The sequence below is a fragment of the Rhodococcus sp. KRD162 genome (assembly GCF_017168335.1).
In the GTDB taxonomy this organism is placed as follows: Bacteria; Actinomycetota; Actinomycetes; order Mycobacteriales; family Mycobacteriaceae; genus Rhodococcoides.
Genome location: NZ_JABFAU010000005.1, coordinates 243,842 through 265,055 on the forward strand (window position 1 = coordinate 243,842; position 21,214 = coordinate 265,055).

Annotated in this window: 23 protein-coding genes and 1 tRNA gene; 6 read left to right on the forward strand and 18 right to left on the reverse strand. The window is 64.7% G+C overall.

What is annotated here, in order from left to right:
* Positions 1-11 precede the first annotated feature (11 nt).
* A complete protein-coding gene (locus tag J1M87_RS09580) occupies positions 12-212 on the reverse strand; it encodes a helix-turn-helix domain-containing protein (protein WP_082521243.1) in 201 nt (66 codons plus the stop codon).
* A 138-nt stretch (positions 213-350) separates the two neighbouring features.
* On the opposite strand from J1M87_RS09580, the gene J1M87_RS09585 reads away from it, so the two are divergent.
* Positions 351-662, forward strand: a complete 312-nt coding sequence (locus J1M87_RS09585; RefSeq protein WP_206489627.1) for a helix-turn-helix transcriptional regulator — start codon at positions 351-353, stop codon at positions 660-662.
* On the opposite strand, the gene J1M87_RS09590 is transcribed toward J1M87_RS09585, so the two are convergent.
* Positions 624-696: transfer RNA gene (locus J1M87_RS09590), tRNA-Asn, on the reverse strand. The genes J1M87_RS09585 and J1M87_RS09590 overlap by 39 nt on opposite strands.
* A gap of 180 nt (positions 697-876) precedes the next feature.
* Between J1M87_RS09590 and J1M87_RS09595 the strand changes: the two genes are divergently transcribed.
* Positions 877-1,122: a hypothetical protein gene (locus tag J1M87_RS09595; RefSeq protein WP_037151265.1), complete on the forward strand. Its 246-nt coding sequence runs from the start codon at positions 877-879 to the stop codon at positions 1,120-1,122.
* On the opposite strand, the gene dnaG is transcribed toward J1M87_RS09595, so the two are convergent.
* From dnaG to J1M87_RS09630, 7 genes are all read right to left on the reverse strand, one after another.
* A complete protein-coding gene (gene dnaG, locus J1M87_RS09600; protein ID WP_206489321.1) occupies positions 1,119-3,035 on the reverse strand; it encodes a DNA primase in 1,917 nt (638 codons plus the stop codon). The genes J1M87_RS09595 and dnaG overlap by 4 nt on opposite strands.
* Positions 3,036-3,078: 43 nt before the next feature.
* Positions 3,079-4,353 carry a deoxyguanosinetriphosphate triphosphohydrolase gene (locus J1M87_RS09605; protein WP_206489322.1) on the reverse strand — a complete coding sequence of 425 codons (1,275 nt, stop codon included), beginning with the start codon at positions 4,351-4,353 and terminating at the stop codon, positions 3,079-3,081.
* A 1-nt stretch (position 4,354) separates the two neighbouring features.
* The gene (locus J1M87_RS09610; RefSeq protein ID WP_206489323.1) at positions 4,355-5,071 is read right to left on the reverse strand and encodes a YdcF family protein; all 717 of its coding nucleotides are present in this window, start codon (positions 5,069-5,071) and stop codon (positions 4,355-4,357) included.
* Between the two features lie 69 nt (positions 5,072-5,140).
* A complete protein-coding gene (locus tag J1M87_RS09615) occupies positions 5,141-5,749 on the reverse strand; it encodes a response regulator transcription factor (RefSeq protein ID WP_206489324.1) in 609 nt (202 codons plus the stop codon).
* Positions 5,750-5,776: 27 nt separating this feature from the next.
* Positions 5,777-6,886 (reverse strand): sensor histidine kinase, encoded by a 1,110-nt coding sequence (locus J1M87_RS09620; RefSeq protein WP_241256627.1) that lies wholly within the window; start codon positions 6,884-6,886, stop codon positions 5,777-5,779.
* 46 nt (positions 6,887-6,932) lie between these two features.
* Positions 6,933-7,739 carry an ABC transporter permease gene (locus J1M87_RS09625; RefSeq protein WP_206489326.1) on the reverse strand — a complete coding sequence of 269 codons (807 nt, stop codon included), beginning with the start codon at positions 7,737-7,739 and terminating at the stop codon, positions 6,933-6,935.
* On the reverse strand, positions 7,736-8,650 hold the full coding sequence (locus tag J1M87_RS09630; RefSeq protein ID WP_206489327.1) for an ABC transporter ATP-binding protein: 915 nt from the start codon (positions 8,648-8,650) through the stop codon (positions 7,736-7,738). Before J1M87_RS09630 ends, J1M87_RS09625 begins: the two co-directional genes overlap by 4 nt.
* Positions 8,651-8,778: 128 nt before the next feature.
* Between J1M87_RS09630 and J1M87_RS28995 the strand changes: the two genes are divergently transcribed.
* Positions 8,779-10,806, forward strand: coding sequence for a TPM domain-containing protein (locus tag J1M87_RS28995; RefSeq protein ID WP_274610872.1), 2,028 nt, complete (start codon positions 8,779-8,781; stop codon positions 10,804-10,806).
* Positions 10,807-10,874: 68 nt separating this feature from the next.
* Here J1M87_RS28995 and J1M87_RS09640 read toward each other — a convergent pair whose 3' ends face one another.
* Complete coding sequence (locus J1M87_RS09640; RefSeq protein WP_206489328.1) at positions 10,875-12,260, reverse strand: glycine--tRNA ligase; 1,386 nt, start codon at positions 12,258-12,260, stop codon at positions 10,875-10,877.
* Positions 12,261-12,569: 309 nt separating this feature from the next.
* Here J1M87_RS09640 and J1M87_RS09645 point away from each other — a divergent pair, with 309 nt between their 5' ends.
* Together J1M87_RS09645 and J1M87_RS09650 are read left to right on the forward strand one after the other, a co-directional pair.
* Positions 12,570-12,908: a metalloregulator ArsR/SmtB family transcription factor gene (locus J1M87_RS09645; RefSeq protein WP_206489629.1), complete on the forward strand. Its 339-nt coding sequence runs from the start codon at positions 12,570-12,572 to the stop codon at positions 12,906-12,908.
* Entirely contained in the window at positions 12,905-13,345 is a 441-nt protein-coding gene (locus J1M87_RS09650) for a Fur family transcriptional regulator (RefSeq protein WP_206489329.1), read from the forward strand. The genes J1M87_RS09645 and J1M87_RS09650 overlap by 4 nt, the downstream gene beginning before the upstream one ends.
* A gap of 7 nt (positions 13,346-13,352) precedes the next feature.
* On the opposite strand, the gene J1M87_RS09655 is transcribed toward J1M87_RS09650, so the two are convergent.
* The 4 genes from J1M87_RS09655 to recO are packed head-to-tail and all read right to left on the reverse strand — an operon-like array spanning position 13,353 to position 15,680.
* Positions 13,353-13,628 carry a hypothetical protein gene (locus J1M87_RS09655; protein ID WP_206489330.1) on the reverse strand — a complete coding sequence of 92 codons (276 nt, stop codon included), beginning with the start codon at positions 13,626-13,628 and terminating at the stop codon, positions 13,353-13,355.
* 31 nt (positions 13,629-13,659) lie between these two features.
* On the reverse strand, positions 13,660-14,079 hold the full coding sequence (locus J1M87_RS09660) for a hypothetical protein (protein ID WP_206489331.1): 420 nt from the start codon (positions 14,077-14,079) through the stop codon (positions 13,660-13,662).
* On the reverse strand, positions 14,072-14,890 hold the full coding sequence (locus J1M87_RS09665; RefSeq protein WP_206489332.1) for an isoprenyl transferase: 819 nt from the start codon (positions 14,888-14,890) through the stop codon (positions 14,072-14,074). Before J1M87_RS09665 ends, J1M87_RS09660 begins: the two co-directional genes overlap by 8 nt.
* Positions 14,847-15,680, reverse strand: a complete 834-nt coding sequence (recO, locus tag J1M87_RS09670) for a DNA repair protein RecO (protein ID WP_206489333.1) — start codon at positions 15,678-15,680, stop codon at positions 14,847-14,849. Before recO ends, J1M87_RS09665 begins: the two co-directional genes overlap by 44 nt.
* Before the next feature lie 15 nt (positions 15,681-15,695).
* Here recO and J1M87_RS09675 point away from each other — a divergent pair, with 15 nt between their 5' ends.
* Entirely contained in the window at positions 15,696-17,174 is a 1,479-nt protein-coding gene (locus J1M87_RS09675; protein ID WP_241256628.1) for an amidase, read from the forward strand.
* Positions 17,175-17,243: 69 nt separating this feature from the next.
* On the opposite strand, the gene era is transcribed toward J1M87_RS09675, so the two are convergent.
* From era to J1M87_RS09695, 4 genes are read right to left on the reverse strand one after another with little or no spacing between them, the layout of a single operon-like run.
* The gene (gene era / locus J1M87_RS09680) at positions 17,244-18,158 is read right to left on the reverse strand and encodes a GTPase Era (protein WP_206489335.1); all 915 of its coding nucleotides are present in this window, start codon (positions 18,156-18,158) and stop codon (positions 17,244-17,246) included.
* Between the two features lie 16 nt (positions 18,159-18,174).
* Positions 18,175-19,497: a hemolysin family protein gene (locus tag J1M87_RS09685; protein WP_206489336.1), complete on the reverse strand. Its 1,323-nt coding sequence runs from the start codon at positions 19,495-19,497 to the stop codon at positions 18,175-18,177.
* A 40-nt stretch (positions 19,498-19,537) separates the two neighbouring features.
* Positions 19,538-20,080 (reverse strand): rRNA maturation RNase YbeY, encoded by a 543-nt coding sequence (ybeY, locus tag J1M87_RS09690; protein ID WP_206489337.1) that lies wholly within the window; start codon positions 20,078-20,080, stop codon positions 19,538-19,540.
* Positions 20,081-20,134: 54 nt separating this feature from the next.
* Entirely contained in the window at positions 20,135-21,178 is a 1,044-nt protein-coding gene (locus J1M87_RS09695; RefSeq protein WP_206489338.1) for a PhoH family protein, read from the reverse strand.
* Between the last annotated feature and the right edge of the window lie 36 nt (positions 21,179-21,214).

Here is a 21,214-nt window from a genome sequence, read left to right on the forward strand (position 1 = left end):
CTGCATGGCAATCACGAGACTGCCGTTTCGTGACGGCGCGCCTGGTCGTATCGATCGACCTCATCCGGCTCGATCAGGTAAGCCCCGGTCTTCGTGGGCAACTTCTGGGCGGCCAGTGCATTGCGGGCGATGGCCTGCTGAACTGCGCGGCGGGTGATGCCCAACCGAGACGCCACTTGAGCGACGGTTAGCAAGTGTTCGATACTTGGCATAGGTCAAGTTCTACCGTGCAACTTGGCACACGTCAACTATTAGTCCTTAGCTATTTTGTCGACGTAGATGTTGTTATCCGTCACACACACCATCCGCACCAGTTGCCAAGTTACGAACGTGGTTCTAAGCTACGAACCATGACAACCGTGTATGACCAGGGACGAGCACCTGAGATTCAGCCGCGACACCGGCTGCGCATTGCGCGCGAAGAGGCCGGCCTCGAACAGGCCGAGCTTGCGGAACGAATCGGAATTTCTCGACAGAGCGTGTCTAATGCCGAGAGCGGAAAGACTTCACCTCGGAAGTTGGTCTTCAACGCCTGGGCGCTCGCTACCGGTGTTCCGGTGAGCTGGTTGCAGACGGGGACAGTCGAAAGCCCCCGCCCGGATGGACCGGACGGGGGCTCTGAGCTCCCCCACCTGGACTCGAACCAGGAACCCTTCGATTAACAGTCGAATGCTCTGCCAATTGAGCTATGGGGGATTGTCGTGCTGCTGCACACTCTCGCGTGAGCCGTTGGAAACAATAGCGCATGCCCCCTGCCAACCACCAAATCGGGGCTACGGACCCCCGCAGCGAGACGCTCGCCTACCTGATCGGCCTGCCCGAGCGTCATCGGGCAAGATGGACGCACAGCCGCACGCTCTACGGAAGGACCCACTGATGATTCGTTTGGTACTGGCGGCTGGGGCTGCATACGTGCTCGGTGCCAAGGCGGGCCGTGGCCGGTACGAGCAGATTCGTAAGACGGCCAGCGCGGTCGCGTCGTCTCCGGCCACCAAGAAGGCGATCGAGGTCGGCCGCCAGAAGCTCTCCGACTCCCTCAACACCCAGCCCCGACTCGAGCCGATGCGGCCTATCGACGACGAGACACAGGTCTACGTTCCGCGCGATCAGCTCCGCCGCTAGCCGACCTCGGCCACACTTCCGACGGCGAGCTCGAGCAGACTTCGGCGATACTGCTCCAGGGCAATCAGGTCGCCGAACAGCGCGTTGTAATCGTCGGGCTTCTCCGCCGGCGACATCCGCTGTAGCTTCGATTTCAGTTCGGCGACCTGTTGGCCGACCCACACTTCCTGCAGCCTCGCGAGCACACCCGAGATGTAGCGCGTGAGGGCGTCGTCGGCCACCCGCATCGGATCGACCGCCAGCTCGGTCACCAACGAGACCACAACGGCGTCCTTGGCCTGCTTGGCCACGGCATCGACCCACTCCCCTCCGCCCAGACCTGCGGCGGTGCCGCCTGCCGCGGCAACCGCATCGCGCACGGCCGAGTACGCCGGGTGGTGAAAGCTCTCCGGCGGGAGTGAGTCGAACACCGTGCCCGCCATCGCGGGCATCTGCAGTACCGCTTTGAGAGCCTCTCTCTGGGGCCACAGTGTCGGATCGGTCGGGTTGGGGCGGGGTGGTCCAGAGGGTGCCTCCGCGGGCTCCTGTCGGCGCTTGGTGAAGGGAACGCGTGCACCACTGGGCTCCCCTCGGGCCCCCTTCTTCGCCTCGTCGCGCACGCGAGCGAGCACCATCGCGGTGTCGTCCCAGCCGGTCCAGCCGGCCAACTGCCGCGCGTACTCGTCCCGCAACGACGCGTCCTTGATGCGTGCGACCACCGGAACGGTCCGCCTCAACGCCTCGACGCGCCCCTCAGGAGTGTCCAGGTCATGTTCTCGCAACAGTGATTTGACGACGAACGCGAACATCGGAGTGCGTCGTGCGACGAGGTCTCGAACGGCGTTGTCGCCGGACTTCAAGCGTAGGTCGCACGGATCCATACCGTCCGGTGCGACGGCGACGAATGTCTGACCGGCAATCTTCTGATCGCCCTCGAACGCCTTCATCGCGGCGGCCTGGCCTGCGTCGTCTCCGTCGAAGGTGTAGATCACTTCGCCGCGAAAGTAGCTGTCGTCCATCATCAGTCTGCGCAGCATCGCCAGGTGATCCTCGCCGAACGCGGTGCCGCAGGATGCCACCGCCGTCTTGACGCCGGCCAGATGCATGGCCATCACATCGGTGTAACCCTCGACGATGACGGCCTGATGCGACTTCGCGATCTCCTTGCGCGCCAGATCGAGACCGAACAGCACCTGAGACTTCTTGTACAGCATGGTTTCCGGGGTGTTGATGTACTTGCCCGGCATCGTGTCGTCGTCGAACAGTTTGCGCGCGCCGAAGCCGATCACGTCACCACTCTGACTTCGGATGGGCCAGACCAACCTGCGCCGAAAACGGTCGATCGGGGTTCCGCGCTTGCCTGGTGTCGCCAGCCCCGCGTCGACGATCTCCTTGGCCTCGAAGCCTTTGCCCAGCAGATGTTTGGTGAGGGTGTCCCAGCCGTCGGGCGCATATCCGCAGCCGTACGCCAGTGCCGCGTGCCCGTCGAAGTTGCGTTCGGTGAGGTAGTCCCGTGCGGCCTGGGCGTCGGGACCGCTGAGCCTGCCCGCGTAGAACTCCTGCGCCGCGGCATTGGCGGCGATGAGGCGCGCCCGGGTACCACGATCACGTTGGACCGACGGCCCCCCGCCCTCGTAGGAGATCGAGTAGTTCAGCCGGTCGGCGAGTTGCTCGACGGCCTCGACGAAGGAGATGTGCTCGATCTTCTGCAGGAAGGAGTAGGCATCGCCACCCTCGCCGCAACCGAAGCAGTGATAGTGACCGTGATTGGGGCGCACGTGGAACGACGGGGATTTCTCGTCGTGGAAGGGACAGAGTCCCTTCATCGAATCGCCTCCCGCGCGCTTGAGCGAGACGTAGTCGCCGACTATGTCCTCGATCCGCGTGCGTTCACGAATGGCGGCGATGTCGCGTTCAGGAATTCGGCCGGCCACGAAGGGCAGTCTAGCGCCGAACCAGACACCCGCAGCAGCACGATCAGCCCCAGCTGGCCTGAGCTCCCAGTGAGCGCTTGTCGATCAGTTCGAGTCTGCTCTCGGTGTACGAGGCAATCTGGTCGACGACGACTCGGGTTCTCTCGCCGTCACTGCTTGCGCGCTGCCAGGCAGGGACCAGGATCGGATCGAGCTCTCCCGGGGCCGAGCGCAGCAACCATTGCGCGACGCGGTGGATTCGATCGCGCTGGCGCTCCTGGCGAATCTTGTGACCGGCGTCGGACATCACGTACCGCAGCGCCATCGTCTTGAGCAGCGCTACCTCCGAGCCGACGATCGACGGCACGACGAGATCTGCGTCGTATCGGCTCAGCGGCGCGGTGCCGTACTTGTCGTGGGTGCCCTCGATCGCCGCGGTCGCGAAGCGCCCGACGAGTTCGCTGGTCATGTGCTTGAGCGCCACCGACGCGGCCAGCGTGCCGTCGTAGCGCCCCACCGCAATCACCACAGGCATCCGCGACAACCGGTTCGCGGCTTCGATCAGTTCGTCGACATCGAGTCCACGAAACTCCGAAACGCCGAGTTCGGCGAGTCCGCGTTGCTCGATCGGATCGGAGAGCGCCCGCAAGTCGATTCGGGCGTCGATCACCCCGTCCTCGACGTCGTGGACCGAGTACGCCACGTCGTCGGACCAATCCATGCTCTGCGCTTCGAGGCACTTGTGCCTGTTCGGAGCACCGTCGCGGACCCAGTCCAGAATCGCGGAGTCGTCGTCGTAGGCACCGAATTTCGCACCGGGGGCCGGCCGGATCCACGGATACTTGGTCGCGGCGTCGAGAGATGCTCGGGTCAGGTTCAATCCGGCGCTGGCACCGTCGGCGTCGAGGATCTTCGGCTCGAGTCCGGTGAGAATGCGCAGGTTCTGCGCATTGCCCTCGAACCCGCCGCAGTCCTTGGCCACTTCGTCGAGGGCCCGTTCACCGTTGTGCCCATAGGGCGGGTGACCGATGTCGTGAGCCAACCCGGCGAGGTCGACCAGATCGGGGTCACTGCCGAGCCCTTCGGCGATACTGCGGCCGATCTGCGCCACTTCGAGCGAATGCGTCAACCGCGTACGTGGGGTGTCCCCGTCTCGGGGCCCGGTCACCTGAGTCTTGTCTGCGAGCCGTCGTAATGCGGCGCAGTGCAACACTCGGGCCCGGTCGCGCGCGAACGCACTTCGATGCGAGGCGTTGTCTGCTCCCGGACGTAGCCCGGCTGTCTTCGGGGGTTCGGGGACGAATCGTTCGACGTCGTGCGCCGAATAGGTGCCGGTCATGTCACTGGCCTGCCGTGTAGGAGAAGTCTGCGGTGAAGTGAGTCAGCTGGTACCACAGCAGAGCGCCGGTCTCCCTGGCGATCCCGTGTGCCTGCGATTCTCGGGTGTAGACAGCTGGGCCGGTGCGTGTCGGTGAGGTCCACGCGTCGAGTCCGGCATCGCGCGCCATCGTCCGAGTGCGAAGCGAGTGCCAGGGATCGCTGACCAGTACGACGGACGACTTGCCCTGTGCGCGGAGTGTCTCGCTCACAGCTTCGATGCTCTCGAGAGTGTCCGAGCCGGTCTCGACGGCCACTATCGCGTCCGGCGGAACGCCCTGGTCGATCAGATAGTTGCGCCCCGACGCCGCCTCCGTGAACAGATCGCCCTCCTGTTTGCCGCCGACGGTGACGATCTCGGGAGCGATGCCCCGTTCGTACAGTGCAGCGGCCTGAGACAGTCTGGCCTCGAACACCGTCGAGGGCGTACCGCTGTACTGCGCAGCGCCGAGCACCACGATGGCATCTGCCTTCGAGTAGTCGTCGATGCGAGCGACCTGCCATACGCGAATCGCTGTTCCGGCGACCAGCACCACCGCCATCAGGACCACTCCCGCGACCAACCGGCCGGTCCAGCGCCCGAGCGTGCCGAAGAACCCGAGGCGCTCGGGACCGGAGTCGGGGGCATACCGATCGCCGTACGGATCGCCGTACGAATCTCGGTCGAGAGTTGAATTCACACCTCGAGTTTGCCAGGCCCGCGCATCGGTACGGTCACGGCGCGCCTCGAGTCGATCTCGCGGGCCGAGCTACAGCCAGCCGCGCTCCTCGGCAACCCGGACAGCTTCGGCCCGGGTGCTGGTACCGGTCTTGCCGATCGCAGAGGACAGGTGATTGCGCACCGTGCCTTCGGACAGGTGCACTGTTGCGGCGATGGAGCCGGCCGTCCCACCCTGCGCCGCCGCGCGAAGAACTTCCTGCTCGCGGGCCGTCAGTGGTGATATTCCGTCGGTCAGGGTCTCGGTCGCGAGGGTCGGATCGACCACGCGAAGTCCCATGTGCACACGCCGGACGGCGTCGGCCAGTTGTTTGGCGGGGGTGTCTTTGACCACGAATCCCGATGCGCCTGCGTCGATCGCGCGACGTAGATATCCGGGTCGACCGAAGGTGGTGACGATCAGCACCCTCGCCTCCGGTGCCACCAGTGCCAGCTCGGCCGCGACATCGATACCGTTCTTGCCCGGCATCTCCACGTCGAGGAGAACCACGTCGGGCCGATGTTCGAGCACGGCCGGGATCACTTCGTCACCCCGGCCCACCTCGGCGACCACGTCGAGATCGTGTTCGAGACCCAACAGCGCCGCGAGAGCGCCCCGCACCAGCGCCTGGTCGTCGGCCAACAACAGTCTGATGCTCATCGCGCCGTAGGTCTATTCGCTGTAGGTCTATTCACAGTGCACCTCCACCTTGAATCCACCGGTCGGAACCCGGCCGATCGTCAGTGAACCACCGGCGGCCGCCACTCGTTCGCCGAGACCGCGCAGCCCGTTGCCGTCACCGGTCCCCTCGGCGGGCCCGCAGCCGTCGTCGACGATCGAGATGCTCGATGCCGTCAACGTCACCCGGCAGTGCCGGGCGCTGGAGTGTCGCACCACGTTGGTCACCGCCTCCCGGATGACCCAACCGAAGAGCTCTCGGTGACGGAGCGGCACGAGATCGGCGTCGGCTGGAAGATCGGCCTCGATGCCCGTTGCCGTCAGAGCCGTCCGCGCGTTGGCCAATTCGGTCCCGATATCGACCTGCCGCAAGCCGCCGACAGTGCTGCGAACATCCGCGAGAGCTTGCCTTGCGAGGACTTCCAGTTCGGCGATCTGGACGGCAGCGCGTTCCGGATCGATCTCGAGCAGACGGCCGGCCAGCTCGCTCTTGACGGTGATGACCGTCAACGAGTGCCCGAGTATGTCGTGGACGTCTCGACTCATTCGCTCGCGTTCTGCGACTATGGCCAGATCTGCCAATTGTTGCCGCGCCACCGCGAGTTCGTGGTTGCGCTGGAACACCTGAGTGATGCCCCACGCCGCAGCCGAACTGATCAGCAATTGGAATACGAAGAAATTGTCTGGCTCCCAGGACGAGACGACTCGGGGTGCTGTCTCGATGATCAGTACCATCACCGCGACCAACGTCCACGCTTGCCGGACCGGCAGGGTCATCATCGCCAGGACCGCGACGTAGACGGTCGCGCCGAATCCGGAGGTTCCGATCAAGGCGCTCATTGCCACGGTCAATGCGACCATGGCAGCCAACGCAATCCACGCCCGCGAGGTCGGCAGCGGATGTCCACGGCGATGGCCGTTGCGGAATCGCCAGAACGTGGTGGTGAACACGACACAGAATGCGACGATCACGATGATGCCGAAAACCCGAGCAACCACGGACTCGAGGCCCAGTATCTCGTTGAGCGGATAGATCAGATAGATCAGCCAGATGGCCCCGAACAACCAACCGTATCGCCACACCCTGCCCTCGGGCAGATCAGCGGTGAACGTGGCCATGTCGCCCACGGTATCCCCGTGGGCGACACGATCAGCGGTTTCCGCGTCAGGCACGCTTGGTGTCTTTTCGGAACAGCAGGGCCGCTCCGGCGACGAACACCGCGGCCCACACCACCAGGTTGATCACGGCGATCACGAGGGTGCCGGTATCGGCCGAGGTGAACGGTGCCCGGGCCACCGTGGCGAGGCCGTAGAGCGGGGTGAACTTGGCCAGCATCGGAAACCAGCCGCTGTCGCCGAGGGGGACGAACAATCCGCCGGCCAACGCCAGGAAGGCGAGCACCGGTCCGAGGATCTGCATGACGTTCTCCGACGGCAACAGGTAGCCCATGAACAAACCGAACGCGGCGAACACAGCGGACCCGAGCCAGGCGATCACTGCGCAGGCAAGCCACACCCAGATCGGCATGTCGGCACCGAAGAACTTCGCGACGACGCACACGACGACGATTGCGGCAGCACCCATCGTCATGGCCACGAGAACTTTGGTGACGATGTACGCGACGGGTTTGAGCGGAGTCAACCGCAGCTGGCGGCTCCAACCTTGGGCCCGCTCGACCGAGACCATCGCGCCCCCGCTGGTAGTGGCGAGCATCGCCCCGTAGACGGCCATACTGATGGCGATGTAACCGGTGACGTTGCCGTGCGCGAAGGCGTAGTCGGTCTTGAAGTCCGACTGCGTACCGAAGATGACGAAGAACACCGGCGGCATCACCAACGTGAAGATCAGCGTCCGCTTGTTGCGGAACAGACGGCGAATTTCCAGTCTCAGGAACGTCGGCGAGAATCCGCCCCAGGCAACGGCTCTGCCGCCCGTGCGGGTGGTGAGTTGAGTGGTGGTGGTAGTAGTCATCGGACGCTCCCAGCGAAGTCGTTTTCGGAATCGGTTGTCAGGGCGAGGAACGCGTCCTCGAGGTTGCGCGAGACAATTTCCAGGTCGGTCGCGTGCGCGTCGTTGAGCAGGTATCGAGCCACGGCGTCCGAATCGCGTCCGTGCACGATCACCCGATCGCCCCGCGATTCGACGCTGTCCACCCCGGGCAGTGCGAGCAACTGCGACGGGTCGACGCCGGGCAGCGTGGCGGTGACGGTGCGTCCTGCGGCCAGGTTCTTCACCTCGGCGGCACTGCCGTCGGCAACGATCTTGCCGTGCCGAACCAGCACGATGCGATCGGCATAGGCATCGGCCTCGTCCAGGTAGTGCGTTGCGAAGAGGACTGTTCGACCCGTGCTGGCGTCCTCGCGAATGGCATTCCAGAAGTCGCGGCGTCCTTCGACGTCCATGCCGGTGGTCGGCTCGTCCAACACCAGCAGATCCGGATCGGGCAGCAGTGCGAGCGCAAACCGCAGCCGTTGCTGCTGACCACCGGAGCACTTCGCGACTCGGCGATCTCCGATGTCGGCGATGCCTGCCCGGGTGAGCACTTCCTGCACCGAACGGGTGTGGGCGAACAACGCCGCGGTCAGCTCGACGGTTTCGCGGACGGTCAGGTCGCGGAGCAAGCCACCGGTCTGCATCACGGCCGAGATACGTCCCTGGGAGATCGCGTCCGCGGGGGTACCGCCGAATACCGAGACCGAACCGGTCGTGGGTGTCGCGAGGCCGAGCATGATGTCGATCGTCGTGGTCTTTCCCGCTCCGTTCGGTCCGAGGAACGCGACGACCTCGCCCGGTTCGATCGACAGACTGAGCCCGTCCACCGCCCGGACCGAGCCGTAGGTCTTGGTGACGTCTCGCAGTTCGACTGCATTCGTTGTGGTCATGGGAACAACTCTCCTGCGATCGAGGAGCATCGACCTCGTCCGACCGTCACGATTGCGCAGTGACAACTGTCATGCATGCACATCGACCTTCTCGATCTCGCCGGCGCACAGCCGGTAGATTTCACGCCATGGCAGTCCAGCACCGGCGGCATACCAACGCCACAGACGTCAGAAGGTCAGTCCATCGATTCCGTCGGCTCGCCGCCACGGGCGCGCTGACCCTGTTCGCCGCGGTCCTGCTCGCTCCGGGGGTCGCGTCCGCCGAGGCACCGTCGCGGCTCGCTACTCAGATCACCGACACCGTCCAGGCCCTCGACCCCGACTCGATGGCGGAGGTGCAGACCTCCATCGACGACCTCTACAGCAGCAGCCAGCTTCGGTTGTGGGTCACCTACGTTGCGGATTTCGACAACATGTCGGCAGCGAACTGGGCTGAACAGACCGCTCAGAGAAGTGACCTCGGTCAGCGCGACATCCTTCTCGCTGTGGCGACCGTCGACCGTTCGTACTACCTCGGCGTCAATACCGGGCTGACGCAGATCACCAGCTCCGAGCAGGACGACATTCGAGTCAACGACCTCGAACCAGCCCTGCGCGAGGAAGATTGGTCCGGTGCCGCGATAGCAGCGGCCGGTGCCCTCGGCGACGCCTACGCCTCGAGCGGCAGCGGTGGATCGTCGGTTCCGCTGCTGATCGGCGTCGGAGCCCTGGCCGTGGCGGGCGGCGGAGCCGTTGTCTACTCCTCGCGGCGCAAGAAGGCGCGCGTCGCCGCCGAGGTCGACGCGATAGCCGAGATCGATCCGAGCGATCCGGCTGCCCTCGCTCGATTCCCGATCGATGTACTCGACACCCGGGCCAAGGAAATTCTGATCGAAACCGACAACGCCGTTCGTGCGAGCAACGAGGAATTGTCCCTCGCACGAGGCGAATTCGGAGATTCCGCGGCCGCGCCGTTCATCACCGCCCACGACAACGCCAAAAAAGCCCTGGCCTCTGCCTTCGAAATTAGACAACGCCTGGACGACGCCATTCCCGAAACCCCGGACCAGCGGCGGGCGATGCTGGTCGAGATCATCTCCTCCTGCGGACAAGCCGATCGCGAACTCGATTCACGCGTCGAGGAATTCGATGGATTCCGTGACCTGGTGATGAACGCCGGATCCCACCTCGACGAACTGACCCAAGCCGTCGTCGAGTTGACGGTGCGAATTCCTCAGTCCGAATCGGTTCTTGCTCAGCTGCATTCGGACTTCGCCGCGACCGCATTGTCCTCCATCGCAGACAACGTCACGATGGCCAAGGAACGGCTGGCCCTGGCCGAGGAGAACATCGAGGCCGGCCGCAAAGCTGCGGCGCTGCCGCCCGGAAAGCAAGGTCCTGCGGTGACCGCGATCCGTACGGCCGAGCGAGCCGTCGATCAGGCCAGAACCCTGCTCGATGGCGTCGACCACGCCCGGGACGACATCGGCCACGCGATCGCCACCCTGCCCGACGCCATCGCCGACGTCCGACGCGACATCGAGCAGGCACGTGGGTTGGTCGAACACGGTGGCGCCGAGTTGCAGGCGGCAGTCTCCGCGGCGCAGACAGCGCTGAAGAACGCAGAGACGGCGCAGTCCTCGGATCCGCTCGGTAGCTACACCGCGTTGTCCGAGGCCGACGCCGAACTCGAGAAGATCGTCGACGAGGCATCGAAGGAGAAAGCCGCCGAGGACCAGTTGCGGGCGCGGCTGGATCGAGATATTGCGGCCGCTCAGGCGCAGATCACCGCAGCGGCGGATTATATCTCGACACGGCGCGGCGGGGTGGGTGCCGATGCTCGAACTCGGTTGTCCGAGGCCGAACGGCATCTCGCGGCGGCTCGTCAGCTCGAACCCGAGAACCCCGAGGAGGCCCTCAAGCATGCGCATGCCGCCAGCCAGTTGGCCTCGCGCGCGTCGCAGATCGCCCAGTCCGATGTGCGGAACTGGGAAAACCGTCACGGCCCACGTGGCGGAGGTAGCGGCAGCAATGTCGCCGGTGCCGTGCTCGGCGGAATCCTGATCAACAGCGTGCTGCGTGGCGGTGGCGGAGGATTCGGTGGCGGCTTCGGGGGCGGTGGCTTCGGCGGAGGCGGAGGCGGTGGCGGTTTCGGTGGCGGCGGCGGCCGCTTCTGACCGTCCATAAAGCAGCAGCAGGGCCCGATCTCTCCGTGAGATCGGGCCCTGCTGCTGAAGGTGTGGTGTTATGCGCCGATCAGGCGAGCGGCGAGGTAGCCCTCGACCTGATCGAGAGCCACCCGCTCCTGAGCCATCGTGTCGCGTTCGCGGATGGTGACTGCGTGATCGTCGAGGGTCTCGAAGTCGACCGTGATGCAGAACGGGGTGCCGATCTCGTCCTGACGACGGTAGCGCCTGCCGATGGCCCCGGCGTCGTCGAATTCGACATTCCAGTACTGACGCAGTTGCTGCGCAAGATCTTTCGCCTTGGGCGTCAGATCGGCGTTGCGTGAGAGCGGCAGCACCGCAACCTTCACCGGGGCAAGACGGCGATCGAGCTTGAGCACCACCCGCTTGTCGACTCCGCCCTTGGCGTTGGGAGCCTCGTCCTCGCTGTATGCGTCGACGAGGAACGCCATCAGCGAACGCGTCAGGCCTGCGGCCGGCTCGATGACGTAGGGGGTGTACCGGGTGTCGGTGGCTTGCTCGTAGTAGCTCAGGTCCTGACCAGAGGCCTTCGAGTGCACCGAGAGGTCGAAATCGGTGCGGTTCGCGACACCCTCGAGCTCACCCCATGCACTGCCCTGGAACCCGAACTTGTACTCGATGTCCACGGTCCGCTTGGAGTAATGCGAGAGCTTTTCCTGAGCGTGCTCGTACAGGCGGAGGTTCTCCGGGTCGATGCCGAGATCGGTGTACCACTTCATGCGGTAGTCGATCCAGTACTGATGCCACTGCTCGTCCTCGCCCGGCTTGACGAAGAATTCCATCTCCATCTGTTCGAACTCGCGGGTGCGGAAGATGAAGTTTCCTGGAGTGATCTCGTTGCGGAAGCTCTTGCCGATCTGGCCGATGCCGAACGGCGGCTTCTTGCGTGAGGTGGTCAGCACGTTGGCGAAGTTGACGAAGATGCCCTGCGCGGTCTCGGGGCGCAAGTAGTGCAAGCCCTCTTCGTTGTCGACCGGGCCGAGGAAGGTCTTGAGCAGGCCCGAGAATGCACGCGGCTCGGTCCAGGAACCCGGTTCTCCGGTCTCCGGGTCGCGGATGTCGGCCAGGCCGTTCTCCGGCGGGTGACCGTGCTTCTCCTCGTAGGCCTCGATGAGGTGATCCGCGCGGTAGCGCTTGTGGGTGTGCAGTGACTCGACCAGCGGGTCGGAGAAGGTCTCGACGTGGCCGGAGGCCTCCCACACCTCACGCGGCAGGATCACCGAGGAGTCGAGCCCGACGGTGTCCTCGCGGCTGGTGATCATGTTGCGCCACCACTGCTTCTTGATGTTGTCCTTGAGCTCGACGCCGAGCGGGCCGTAGTCCCAGGCCGATTTGGTGCCGCCGTAGATCTCGCCGCACTGGTAGACGAGGCCTCTGCGCTTGGCGAGGTTGGCGACGGTGTCGACTTTGGACTTGGGTGCCACTGGCGGAGCTCTCCATCTTCGGTCACGGCGTATCGGGGGGTGCCGCGGGCGGTTTCGGACCTGATCAGACTATCTGGCGTGGCGGGTGCGTCCGAACAGCGGTCGGGCGCGGAAATTGACATGCGCACCTATGCATATCACAATGATTACGATTTGCAATAACAACAACTGCATTACCCTGACGTCATGACGTCGACCACGCAGGGCGAGTGCGCCGAGACCGAATCGGCGACCGAAGGAGCCGCAACCGTGTCCACCGAGCAGGCCGTGGAATCAGACTCGAAGCATCGGCAGGACCCAGAGCATCCGATGCACCAGGACGACCCGTTCGCAGCGGCTCCCCCGGCTGCGATTCCGCCGAAGGAGACGCTGGCCGCGGCAGGCGACATCCTCCGCGCGCTCGCGGCCCCGGTGCGTATCGCCATCGTGCTTCAGTTGCGCGAGTCCGAGCGCTGCGTTCACGAACTCGTGGTCGCTCTCGGAGTCACCCAACCGTTGATCAGCCAACACCTGCGAGTACTCAAGGCAGCCGGCGTTGTCCGTGGAGAACGCAACGGCCGCGAGGTGCTGTACCGATTGGTCGATGATCACCTCTCCCATATCGTCGTCGACGCCGTGGCCCACGCCGAGGAAGGCCGAAACCTGTGACCGACAAGTCCACCGACACCGCAACCCCCAGACGACCTGTCGTCGTCGGAGTACGAGCGACCAAGCAGCGCAGTGCGATCTCGGATCTGCTCGACACCATCGAGGAATTCAAGTCTGCACAGGATCTACACGACGAGTTGCGTAAACGCGGCGAGGGCATCGGGCTGACCACCGTCTATCGAACCCTCCAGACCCTCGCCGACGCCGGGACCGTCGACGTACTCCGCACCGACAACGGCGAGTCGGTCTATCGGCGTTGTTCCTCCGGCCATCACCATCACCTGGTGTGCCGGTCGTGCGGCTTCACCATCGAGGTCGAAGGGCCCACCGTCGAGAAGTGGTCGCAGAGCGTCGCCGAGTCCAACGGCTTCACCGACGTGAGCCACACGATCGAAATTTTCGGCACCTGCAGTCAATGCAGCGCTGCCGGTCGCTGAGCCCGTCTCACGCCACAGCGCCCGCCAGACGAGGCACCACCGACTCGAGGGCGAACGGTATCGACAGCACCGAGTTGTACGTGATCGCCCCGCGCTGATCGGTGGACACCGCAACGATGGCATCGTTGCGGGCGGCTGTCGGAGTTCCGACGATCGGGTGCTCCGCCACCACGTCGATACCGTCACCGGCTCCGAGGTAGAGCACCAGGTCCGCATCGAGCATCGAGATGTTCTCCGCCGAAACCGGGACGTAGAAGTTGGTGCCGTCGTACGGAAGCACCACCGCTGCAGTCTTGCCCGCCTTGGCGGACCGATCAGGGGAGCAAACCCTCGCGTGCTTTCTCCACCCCGGCGAGCACCAGAATCAGCATCGTCAGCATGGCCTCGTCGTCCAAGCCGGTGGCCGGAAAGGTGTAGCGCAGCAACACATCTGCGAGCTTGTCATGGGTATTGACCGAGATGGCACCGAACTGCGAATCGGCATTACGATCGGCCACCTTCTTGTGCAGAGCGGCCTTGAGCGGCCGATCCCACGCCAGCACCGCAGTGAGCGAGAGAACCTCGAGCTCGGGCGAGAGCCGAACCGCACGCAACGAGCACAGTGCACCGGCATAGTCGAAACCGAGCGAACCCTCATCACCGACCGTGACGGTCGCGAACTGGGACAAGGCCAGCTGCGCGCGTGTCTGTAACGAAAGCCCTTCAGCCGCTGCCTCGTTCGCATCGTCACTCATATTTCACTCCCCCGAACCGTCGATCACGCGAAGCGAATTCGATACACGCCTCCCATAGATCCCGGCGGTCGAAATCCGGGAACAGCTTCTTCTGAAACACGAACTCCGCGTATGCGGATTGCCACAGCAAGAAGTTCGACGTCCGCTGCTCCCCCGACGGACGCAGAAACAGATCCACATCCGGCATATCCGCCTCGTCGAGGTACTTGGCGACAGTGGCCTCGGTGATCTTCTCGGGGTTCAGCTTTCCTGCGGCAACCTGTCGAGCAATTTCCCTTGTGGCATCGGCGATCTCGGCCCGCCCACCATAGTTGACGCACATCGTCAACGTCATCACGGTGTTGTCCTTGGTCAGCTCCTCGGCAACCTCGAGCTCCTTGATCACGCTGCCCCACAACCGCGGCCGTCGACCGGCCCAGCGGACCCGCACGCCCATCTCGTTCATCTCGTCGCGTCGACGCCGAATGACATCGCGGTTGAAGCCCATCAGAAACTTGACCTCGTCGGGGCTGCGCTTCCAGTTCTCCGTCGAGAAGGCGTAAGCCGACAACCACTGCACGCCGATCTCGATGCACCCGCAGACGGTGTCCATGAGCACCGCTTCACCCTGCTCGTGCCCCGCAGTACGCGGCAGACCCCGGTCTTGCGCCCACCGACCGTTGCCATCCATCACCAGCGCGACGTGGCGGGGTATCAATTCCGGCTGCACAATCGGCGGTCGAGCGCCCGACGGATGCGGATCGGGAGGGCGCACCGTCGGCTGTGCGTCAGGCCGAGGTTGCGGCTCTCGTCGTCGAATCACGGTCCCCATCCTGCCCGACGGTGTCGGCGAAGACGGAGCCAGGTTGCGCCAGCGGCACCTGATGCGGGTGCGAGCGTTCGATGAGCGGAAGTGTGCGTAGCTGTCGTTCCAGATGCCATTGAAGGTGCGCCGCCACCAGTCCGCTGGCCTGCTTGCGAACGGCATCGGAGGTAGTGACGGTGTAGTCCCACTCCCCTCTCTCCAGCGCCACCATCAGATCCAGAACACCGGTCGACGGCGTCGCCGATCCCGGAGGTCGGCAGTGCACGCACACCGCGCCACCGGCCGCCACATGAAATGCCCGGTGCGGCCCAGCCGCTGCGCACCGCGCGCAATCGGTCAAGGCGGGAGCCCAGCCGGAAAATCCCATGGCGCGCAGCAGGTACGCATCGAGCACCAACTCGGGAGGCCGAATGTGCTGTGCGAGAGCACGCAGAGCACCGACGGTCAGCTGATGCAGTCGCTGCGCGGGTGCGTGCTCTTCACCTGCCAGCCGTTCGGCGGTCTCGAGAACCGCGCACCCCGTGGTGTAGCGGCCGTAATCTGCGACGATGTCTCCACCGAACGCCTCGACCGTGTGCACCTGGGTGACGATGTCGAGGTTGCGCCCCGGATAGAGCAGAACGTCGATGTGCGCAAACGGCTCCAGCCGCGCGCCGAACTTGGATTTGGTACGGCGAACCCCCTTCGCGACGGCCCGCACGATCCCGTTCTCCCTGGTCAACAGCGTGACGATACGGTCGGCCTCGCCCAGCTTGTGCTGGCGCAGGACGACTGCGTTGTCACGGTATGGCCTCACGGTCTCCAGTGTCCCATGGGCACCCTGTCGGTGGCCGTTTCCCGCGCTGGACACGGTCGATACTGTGCAGACGTGGATTTTCATCGGTCGACTCTCGTTGCCCAGGCCGCCGAGCTCGCGTCGGGTCGCATCACCTCGGTAGAGGCGGTCACCGCGTCACTCGATCGGATCGGCAGGAGCCAACCCACGCTCAACGCCTTCCGCATCGTGCGCCGCAGTGCCGCCCTCGCCGAGGCCGCCGAGGCGGATCGCCAGCTCGCCGCCGGAACGCGCGCTCCGCTGCTCGGTGTTCCGATCGCCGTCAAGGACGATGTCGATATTGCCGGCGAACCGACCGCGTTCGGCTGCGCCGGCGACTTTCCGGCCGCAACCGCGGACTCGGAGGTGGTGCGCAAACTACGCGCCGCCGGCGCGATCATCGTGGGAAAGACCAACAGCCCTGAGCTCGGCCAATGGCCGTTCACCAGCGGCACCTTCGGCCACACCCGCAACCCGTGGAACCGCGAACGCACCCCCGGCGGCTCATCCGGCGGCAGCTCCGCCGCGGTGTCGGCCGAATTGGTTTCTGCTGCACTGGGTTCCGATGGTGCGGGCTCGGTTCGCATCCCGGCGTCGTGGACCAATCTCGTGGGCATCAAACCGCAGCGCGGACGCATATCGACCTGGCCGGATCCCGAGGCCTTCAACGGCATCACCGTCATCGGCCCGCTCGCCCGCACGGTCGCCGATGCGGCTCTTCTCCTCGATGTGGTCTCGGGTAGCCACGACGGTGACAAGCATCGACCGGCCCCCGTGACCGTCTCCGATGCCATCGGTCGCGACTGCGGTCCGCTCCGAATCGCGCTGAGCCTGCGAAAGCCGTTCATCCCGACACCTGCCGCGCTGGATCCCGAGATCGCCGCTGCCGCATACGAGATGGCCGCGGTGCTGCGATTGCTCGGCCATACGGTGGTGGTCGACGATCCGGCGTACGGAATGTTGTTGGGCCTGAACTTCTTACCTCGCTCATTGGCCGGTGTCGCCGCATGGCTCGATCGGCTACCCGACCCGTCTCTTGCCGATCCGCGCACGCGGGCCAATGCCACAAGCGGCCGAGTCCTCGCCGGAGCACCGTTGCGCGCCGCCCGCGCCGCCGAACCGCGAATCGGACGCCGTATCGGCCGGTTCTTCGACGACTACGACATCGTGCTCGCACCGACGACGGCCACCCCGCCGCCGCGGGTCGATGCCATCGACGGCATCTCCAACGCCGACACCGATCGCGTCATCACCGAGCACTGCCCGTACACCTGGCCGTGGAACGTGTTGGGGTGGCCGAGCGTCAACGTCCCGGCAGGCCTGACCAGAGACGGGCTGCCCATCGGCCTGCAATTGATGGGGCACGAGTCCTCGGAGCCACTGCTGGTGTCGGTTGCGGCTCAACTCGAGAACGTGCTGCAGTGGCACCGCAGACGCCCCGAACCCTGGTGGACCGAGTCCTGCGAAACTTCGTAGCCCACCACGATCTGGAGAATTCCCACACCGCGAAACCGAGTGCATCGCCGGCTACGGTGACGGGTGCGTTCAGAAGCCGAGCTTGCCCATCTGCTTGGGGTCGGTCTGCCAATCCTTCGCAATTTTCACGTGCAGGTCCAGGTAGATCCTGGTACCGAGCAGCTTCTCGATCTGCAGGCGCGACGCGGTGCCGACGTCTTTCAGTCGCGATCCACCCTTGCCGATGATGATCGCCTTCTGACTCGATCGCTCGACATAGAGAATCGCATGCACGTCGAGCATGTTGTCGTGGCCCTCGCGGGGAACGACTTCCTCGATGACGACAGCCAGCGAGTGGGGCAGCTCGTCGCGGACGCCTTCGAGTGCTGCCTCGCGGATGAGCTCGGCCATGAGAATTTCCTCGGGCTCGTCCGTCAGCTCGCCGTCGGGGTAGAACGCCGGTCCCGGCGGCAGTTCGGAGGCCAGCAGATCGACCAGCTTCTCCACCTGCTCACCGGATTCGGCCGACACCGGGATGACGTGACTGGAGTCCCCGAGGAGCTTGGACAGCGCCATCAACTGCTGCACGACCCGTTCCTTCTTGACCTTGTCGATCTTGGTCACGATGCCGATCAGTGTCGTTTTCGGCGCGATGTGCCGGACCTGTTCGAGAATCCACCGGTCTCCCGGCCCGATCTTCTCGTCGGCCGGGATGCACAGGCCGATGACATCGACCTCGGAGTAGGTCTCTTGCACCAGGTCGTTGAGACGCTGCCCCAGAAGCGTTCTGGGACGGTGCAATCCGGGGGTGTCGACGAGGATCAACTGTGCGTGCTCACGATGAACGATGCCGCGGATGGTGTGCCGCGTTGTCTGCGGACGCGAGGACGTGATCGCGATCTTGGTGCCGACCAACGCGTTGGTCAAGGTGGACTTGCCGGTGTTGGGTCGGCCCACGAAACAGACGAATCCGGATCGGAACTCTTCGTTGTGCTGCTCGGACATCGAGCACCTCCAGATTTCAGTGTTGGTCGGTGACGTCCGACGGATCGTCGTCCTCGGTGGATTCTTCGTCGGCTTCGAGCTTTTCGACGAGCACGGTGGTGATGCGGACGCGGCCCCTCGGGTCCGCTCCCCCTTCACCGCGCAGGAGCAGGCCGTGGGTGATCACCTGCGAACCGGGCAACGGTACGCGACCGAGTTCGTGGCCGAGCAGCCCACCGACGGTGTCGACTTCCTCGGATTCGATGTCCATGCCGAAAATCTCGCCGAGGTCTTCGAGTGGAACCCGCGAGGACACTCGATAGCGTCCATCGTCGAGCTCCTCGATGGGCGCTACCTCGTCGGAGTCGTATTCATCGGCGATCTCGCCGACGATTTCCTCGATGACGTCCTCGATGGTCACCAGACCTGCGATGCCGCCGTACTCGTCGACGAGCAGCGCCATATGGTTGCGATCTCGCTGCATCTCGGCCAGCAGACTGTCGAGCGGCTTGGAGTCCGGCACGAACACAGCCGGACGCATCAGCTCGGACACCTGTACTCCGCGCCCACCGTCGGTGGAGTAGTACGTCCGCTGAACGAGATCTTTCAGATACACGACGCCGACGACGTCGTCGACGTTCTCGCCTATCACCGGAATCCGCGAATGGCCGCTACGCACGGCCAGGGAAGTGGCTTGGCCTGCAGACTTGTCGGACTCGATCCACACCATCTCCGGCCGAGGCACCATGACCTCACGGGCAGAGGTGTCACCGAGCTCGAACACCGATTGGATCATTCGCCGTTCGTCGTCGGCCACCACGCCGCGCTCGCGGGCCATGTCAACCAATTCCCGAAGTTCGATCTCGGAGGCGAAGGGGCCGTTGCGAAATCCCTTGCCCGGGGTGATCGCGTTACCGATGAGGATGAGGAGTCGAGAGATCGGGCCGAGGAGCCAACCGAGCGCCCGTAGCGGAAACGCAGCCGCCAGCGCGATCGAGTACGCGTTCTGGCGGCCGAGGGTTCGCGGGCCGACACCGATCACGACATAGCTGACCAGCACCATGGCCACCACGGTGATCACCAGCGCTGTCGTCGAATCGATCAATTGAGTCAGTCCGCCCGCCAGCAGAACGGCGCCGCCGATCTCGCACAGGATGCGCAGCAGGACCATCAAGTTGACGTATCTCGGGCGGTCGCCGACCACGACGACGAGGCCGGCTGCACCCGGTCGCTCGTCCTTGACCATGTCGTCGATGCGCGCCCGAGAGACCGTGTTCAGCGCGGAGTCGACAGCGGCGAACATGCCTCCGAGGGGCACCAGTAGAACAGCGAAGACTATGAGTGCGACAGCACTACTCACGCGCTAGAACCCCGCACTCCCGCTGGTGCGAACCCACACATCATCGCTCCCCACCGTCGACGAAACCGGCCTTGCCCAGCAGCCGAGCATCTCGAACGGCCTGTTCGGCAGCCCGCTCTGCCCGCCGGGCCTCCTCGTACCACTCGGCGAGAAGCCGGTTCTGCAACTCGAACATCTCTTTCTCTTCGTCCGGTTCGGCGTGGTCGTAGCCCAGCAGGTGCAGTACCCCGTGCACGGTCAGCAACGCCAGCTCGTGCTCGAGCGAATGGCCTGCGGCAGCGGCCTGGTCCGCGGCGAACGACGGACACAGCACGATGTCGCCGAGCATCGCCGGCCCCGGCTCGGGGGCATCGGGGCGGCCACCGGGCTCGAGCTCGTCCATCGGAAACGACATCACGTCGGTGGGGCCGGGCAGATCCATCCACCGCATGTGCAGGTCCGCCATCGTCGCCGAATCCACAAGCACCATCGACAGTTCCGCTGCGGGATGCACGTCCATGCCGGCGATCGCGAATCGGGCGACCGAGACCAGCTCGGGTTCGGAGATGTCCATCCCCGACTCGTTGGACACTTCGATACTCATCTAGCCACTACCCACGTTCTCGTTGCCTGCATTACCGTTTCCGTACCGCTGAATTCATCGTCTCGCCGCACGCGAGCCACCGGCACGGCGTTGGGCTCGGTTCGCAATCACACCGTCCGATGCCGACTCGAAGCGCTCGTATGCGTCGACGATCTCGGAGACCAGTCGGTGCCGCACCACATCGCTGCTGTTGAGCTGAGCGAAGTGGATGTCGTCGACGTCTGTGAGAATCTCGGACGCCGCGCGCAGACCCGATCTCGCGCCGCCGGGAAGGTCGACCTGAGTGACATCGCCGGTGACGACGATCTTCGAGCCGAAGCCCAGACGCGTCAGGAACATCTTCATCTGTTCGGCGGTGGTGTTCTGCGCCTCGTCGAGAATGATGAAGGCGTCGTTGAGCGTACGACCGCGCATGTACGCGAGTGGAGCGACCTCGATGACGCCCGCCTGCATCAACTTGGGGATCGCTTCGTCGTCCATCATGTCGTGCAATGCATCGTGCAGCGGGCGCAGGTACGGGTCGATCTTCTCGTGCAACGTTCCGGGAAGAAAACCGAGCCGCTCCCCTGCCTCCACTGCCGGACGCGTCAGGATGATGCGGGTGACCTGCTTGGTCTGCAATGCCTGTACGGCCTTGGCCATCGCGAGGTACGTCTTGCCGGTACCTGCAGGCCCGACGCCGAACACGATCGTGTTCGCATCGATCGCGTCCACGTACCGCTTCTGGTTCAGAGTCTTGGGCCGGATCGTCTTGCCGCGACGCGACAGGATGTCCAAGCTCAGGACCTCGGCGGGTGAATCCGATACGCCCTCGGTGAGCATGGCGACCGAGCGCCGCACCGCGTCGGGTGTCACCGGTTGAGCGCGCTTGGCCAGCGCGGCCAGCTCGGAGATCACCCGTTCGGCCAGAGCCACGTCGGCCACTTTCCCGGTGAGCGTCACGGCGTTTCCTCGTACGTGGACATCTGCCGTCAGCATCTGTTCGAGCGCCCGCAGGTTCTCGTCCGACTGTCCCAGCAGTGGCATCACTGCTTCGGGGGCGAGCTCCAAGGTGGACCGAACATCGCGCTCGGCGGGGAATTCGCTGTGTTCACTCACGTGGTGGCTATGGCCTGCTCTCTTGTTTCGACGATG